This window comes from Streptomyces sp. NPDC048484 (assembly GCF_040651415.1).
In the GTDB taxonomy this organism is placed as follows: domain Bacteria; phylum Actinomycetota; class Actinomycetes; order Streptomycetales; family Streptomycetaceae; genus Streptomyces.
Genome location: NZ_JBEZJY010000117.1, coordinates 1 through 3,732, shown reverse-complemented (window position 1 = coordinate 3,732; position 3,732 = coordinate 1). Strand labels below are relative to the sequence as shown.

The following is a 3,732-nucleotide window of genomic DNA, read 5'->3' as shown; positions in this document are numbered from 1 at the left end:
CCGCCGCAGCCCTCGTCCTGCTCCAGCTCGAGTACGACCGCACCATCTGAACGATCACACAACGCCATGATCCGTTACTGACAAAGACTCACTGAGGCTTTTCCATCTTCAGTCTGAGCTGGCCAGATGGAGGGTGAGGACAGCCTGGACGAGGCTCGTTATTCGGGTCGTCGAGCAGCGGAGCTTGCGCAGGACCCGCCAGGGCTTGAGGGTGGCGATGGCCTGTTCGACCAGTGCCCGCACCTTTGCGTGGGACCGGTTGACGGCCTGCTGACCGGCGGACAGCTTCTCCCATCGGCCACGGTAAGGGAGGCGGACCGTGCCGCCCGCGCCCTGGTAACCCTTGTCCGCCCAGCAGTTGATGCCGGCCTCGGCGAGAGCTTCGATGATGCCGTGCTCGCGTGCGGCCCTGACGTCATGGACGGCACCGGGCAGGGCAGGTCATAGCTCACCCTTCGGGTCGGCTATGACCTGCACGTTCATGCCGTGCTTCTTGTGTTTGCCTGAGTAGAAGGGCCGGTCGGCGGCGATCCTGTCGATCGGCAGAAGCGTCCCGTCCAGGAGCAGGTACGCCTTCATCGACGCGGCCCGTACTGCTTCGGCGAGCGTGGGGGCGAGGGCGGCCAGGAGCTCGACGGCCTCCGTGATGTAGCGGTAGGCGGTGGTGGTGCCGATCCCGAAACCGGCCGCGAGCTGGGCGTAGGGCTGGCCGTTGCGGAGGTGGGCGAGGGCGAGCAGGGCCTGTCGGCCCGCACTCAGGCGCCGCCATCGGGTTCCGAGAGCGTGGCGGTGTTTCCTCAGGCGGGCGGCGAGGAAGCGGAGGGCAGAGCTGGACACGTCGACGCCGGACGGGTAGACAAGCATGCGAAGCCTCTGGTGGAGACGGTTCTCTTGGTCGAAAACCCATCTACCAGGGGCTTCACCCGTTTGTCAGGCCAACTACCCAGCCGATGCGGGAGGTTGGAAAAGGCTCATTAACCGTCTCCCTGAAACGAAAACGCGACGCCGTCACCAAGCTCGCCGCCCACGTGGTCGACAACCACGGCCGCCCCAGCCCGAGTTCCGAGACCGCCTACGAACTGCGTTCCGTCGCCGTCCCCTACGGCGGCTGCACCGAACCCAGCAACGTCAAAGCCGCAGGCGGCTCCTGCCCTATCCGCTCCAGTGCGCCGGCTGCGGCTTCTACCGCCCCGACCCCTCCTATCTCCCGGCGATCGAACAGCACATCAACGAACTGCGCGCCGAGGGCGTACGCGACCGGGCCTTGCAGGCCTCTCACCCCCGGCTGCACGCCCTGCTGCGCGCGGTCGGAGAGGCCCCGTACGAGTCAGACGAGGCGCAGGACGTGCGGTTTGGCCTGCCGGACCAGAGCGGCCAGGAAAGGTGGCTGCGACTGGACGAGATCCCGCTGCCACCGGACACTCCGACCGCCTGGCCGCGCTGAGCCGGCCGATCTGTAACGGCCTGCTTGTCGGCACCCCCGAGGTCGGCCCGGCTCGCGAGGGGTGGAGTCGGTACCGGACTTGGCCTTGGCCTGCCGCGTTGTGAGGTGCCGCAGGTCGTCATCGATGGCAATACAGCCTGGAGTTGGGGCCTGCCCCGGGGCTTGTCCCGCCGTGAGAGCTACGAGCCTTCCGCTGCCGGCCAGTCGGGCAGCCCATCCCTTCAAGGGTGGCCTGGCGGCAAGCCGACGCGCGGGTTGTCCACCCACGCTCTCCAGGCTTGCGGCAGCCGAACCGGGCATTGCGATGTCGGCTGCTGCAGCAGGTCCCACGCGTCGCGGTAGCCCTCCCATGTCGACGCGTACACGCGGGCCTGATCGAAGCCGGTGTTTCTCCTGCCAGCCGGGACACCCGGCTCGGTCAGCCAGTCCTGGTGCTCCATCCACGCCGCAGCCCATACATGGTCGCGCGGGACGACGTACGACGCCGGCGCACGCCCAAGCGTCGGATCCAGAGCGACGAACACGAACCACTCGCGGTCGCTCAGGGACGGCAACTGTGTCTTTGTCCCGCAGCGCCAGTTCGGCTTCGGCATAGGGCTGGCCGTCTTGACCTGCACCTCGATCATGCGCCGGGTGCCATCGGCGCGGACGGCGAGAATATCGGTGCGCTCCAGTCCGTCGCGGGTGAGCGCGGCACCCCATCCGGCGCTTGCGAGCACAGAGCAGACCCAGTGCTCGCCGGCGCTCTTGGTCATCTTCGTGTCCACGACAGAGAGTGTGCGCGATGGCCACGATGCTTTGCGAGCGCCGTCGGGTTCCCTCTCCACGGCGCACCAGAGCCGCACGCTCGAAGGTAGCCCCGTTCCCACATGGGCGGCCGGTAGAAGCGAGGAAGCTGAGGCCCCGCTCCCGGTGGTACGTGCACGGGAGAGGGTCCTCAACGGCTGAGCGGCGGGCCGGGGGAAGCCTGCGGGCTGTCCTGTCCAACGACGTGCGGGGCGGGCAGACACGATGCCGCGGCTCTGTGCCGAGCGTCGACCACGCGTGCTGGACTCACCGGGCCCGCCGCGTGCCGGCTCCTGATCCACCCCGGTGGCAGCTGAGCAGATCCGCAATTTCAGCTCAAATCGGGGGCAGCCCGCCAGGCTCACGCAGCAGAATCCGTTCATGCAGCTGTCTGTCGTTGCCATCATCGTGGCCTCTGTGAGCGCCCTGTTCACGGGGGCCAACATGCTGGTCTCCGTACTGAACTACCGGCGCACCCGGCCGCGGGTCCGTGTTCTCGTGACCTACAACATCATCGAGCGCAGGCGTGTCGCATCACCCGACCAGGTCCGCAACGTCTTTCGTGTGCACGTCATCAACCGCAGCCAGACCGACACCACGATTACTGGCGCCGACCTCTACTGCCGGTACACGGTCAACTGGCGGACACTCCGCGGGGAGTTCGCTCGCGTCACCGTCGAGCCGGCTGAACTGACCGAGCCCGGCGTTGACCTCGACTATGCGCTGCCAGCGTTCGGAGGGCTCCGCTTCGAGTCAGAGGATCTTTCGGGTCGGCAGGAACTGCACGGAAAGGCCCGCCCTGTTGCTATGACCATCAGGGTGACGCTCGCTGACGGCACTCAGGTGCGCGGGCGATGGATCCGCGCACGTGAGCTGGACCGCAAGGGTGCATGGGCGCAGCAGGCGGCACTCGACTCCTGAGGGCCCGCCCACCTCAGACGAACGCATCGACGAGGTGGTCCTACCGCTACATCTGCGGTAGGACCAGCACCTTTCATCAGGCGCATCCCGATGCTGCCCTGGCAAGTACCCCAGTGACTCTGCTGCGCAATTCGCTGCGGGGGTGAGGCCGGGTCGGCGATGATCGTTGGCGGGGTCGTCTTCCTGTCGTGCGGCCCTGGAGGCGGTACGGATGTCGATGCGGCCGGTGGGGTTGCCGGAGATCCCGGAAGAGACGGTGGTGGTGGCCCGGGCGGCGTTCCCGAAGGGGAGTCTGCCGATACGGGTGCGGGATCGCCTCGCGGAGGTCTTCGTCGATGAGCCGTTCACGGAGGCGTTCGGGGTGCGGGGTGCTCCGGGCCTGTCACCTGGGGTGTTGTCGCTGGTGACGGTGTTGCAGTTCGCGGAGGGCCTGACGGATCGGCAGGCCGCGGCGATGGCGGTGCGGGCGATCGACTGGAAGTACGCGCTGGTGCGCCACGAGGCGCCACTACCCCGAGCGGGGGTGAAAGGACCCCGCCGCTGGCCTGTCGCAGCAGGCCGGTGCAGCTGAGGGCAGCCTG

The 3,732-nt window shown here is 67.8% G+C and carries 3 protein-coding genes and 3 pseudogenes; 4 read left to right on the top strand and 2 right to left on the bottom strand.

The annotated features are described in order from the left end of the window. Positions 1-108: 108 nt before the first annotated feature. Positions 109-864: pseudogene (locus AB0D14_RS44725) on the bottom strand (IS5 family transposase). Positions 865-980: 116 nt separating this feature from the next. On the opposite strand from AB0D14_RS44725, the pseudogene AB0D14_RS44720 reads away from it, so the two are divergent. Continuing rightward, positions 981-1,246: pseudogene (locus AB0D14_RS44720) on the top strand (site-specific integrase); the annotation flags it as partial. 18 nt (positions 1,247-1,264) lie between these two features. Then, entirely contained in the window at positions 1,265-1,444 is a 180-nt protein-coding gene (locus tag AB0D14_RS44715; protein ID WP_362791217.1) for a hypothetical protein, read from the top strand. Between the two features lie 221 nt (positions 1,445-1,665). Here AB0D14_RS44715 and AB0D14_RS44710 read toward each other — a convergent pair whose 3' ends face one another. Beyond that, complete coding sequence (locus AB0D14_RS44710; RefSeq protein ID WP_362791214.1) at positions 1,666-2,211, bottom strand: hypothetical protein; 546 nt, start codon at positions 2,209-2,211, stop codon at positions 1,666-1,668. Between the two features lie 325 nt (positions 2,212-2,536). Between AB0D14_RS44710 and AB0D14_RS44705 the strand changes: the two genes are divergently transcribed. After that, positions 2,537-3,151 carry a hypothetical protein gene (locus tag AB0D14_RS44705; protein WP_362791212.1) on the top strand — a complete coding sequence of 205 codons (615 nt, stop codon included), beginning with the start codon at positions 2,537-2,539 and terminating at the stop codon, positions 3,149-3,151. A 211-nt stretch (positions 3,152-3,362) separates the two neighbouring features. Then, positions 3,363-3,641 (top strand): annotated as a pseudogene (locus AB0D14_RS44700) (IS5/IS1182 family transposase); the annotation flags it as partial. Positions 3,642-3,732: the final 91 nt, after the last annotated feature.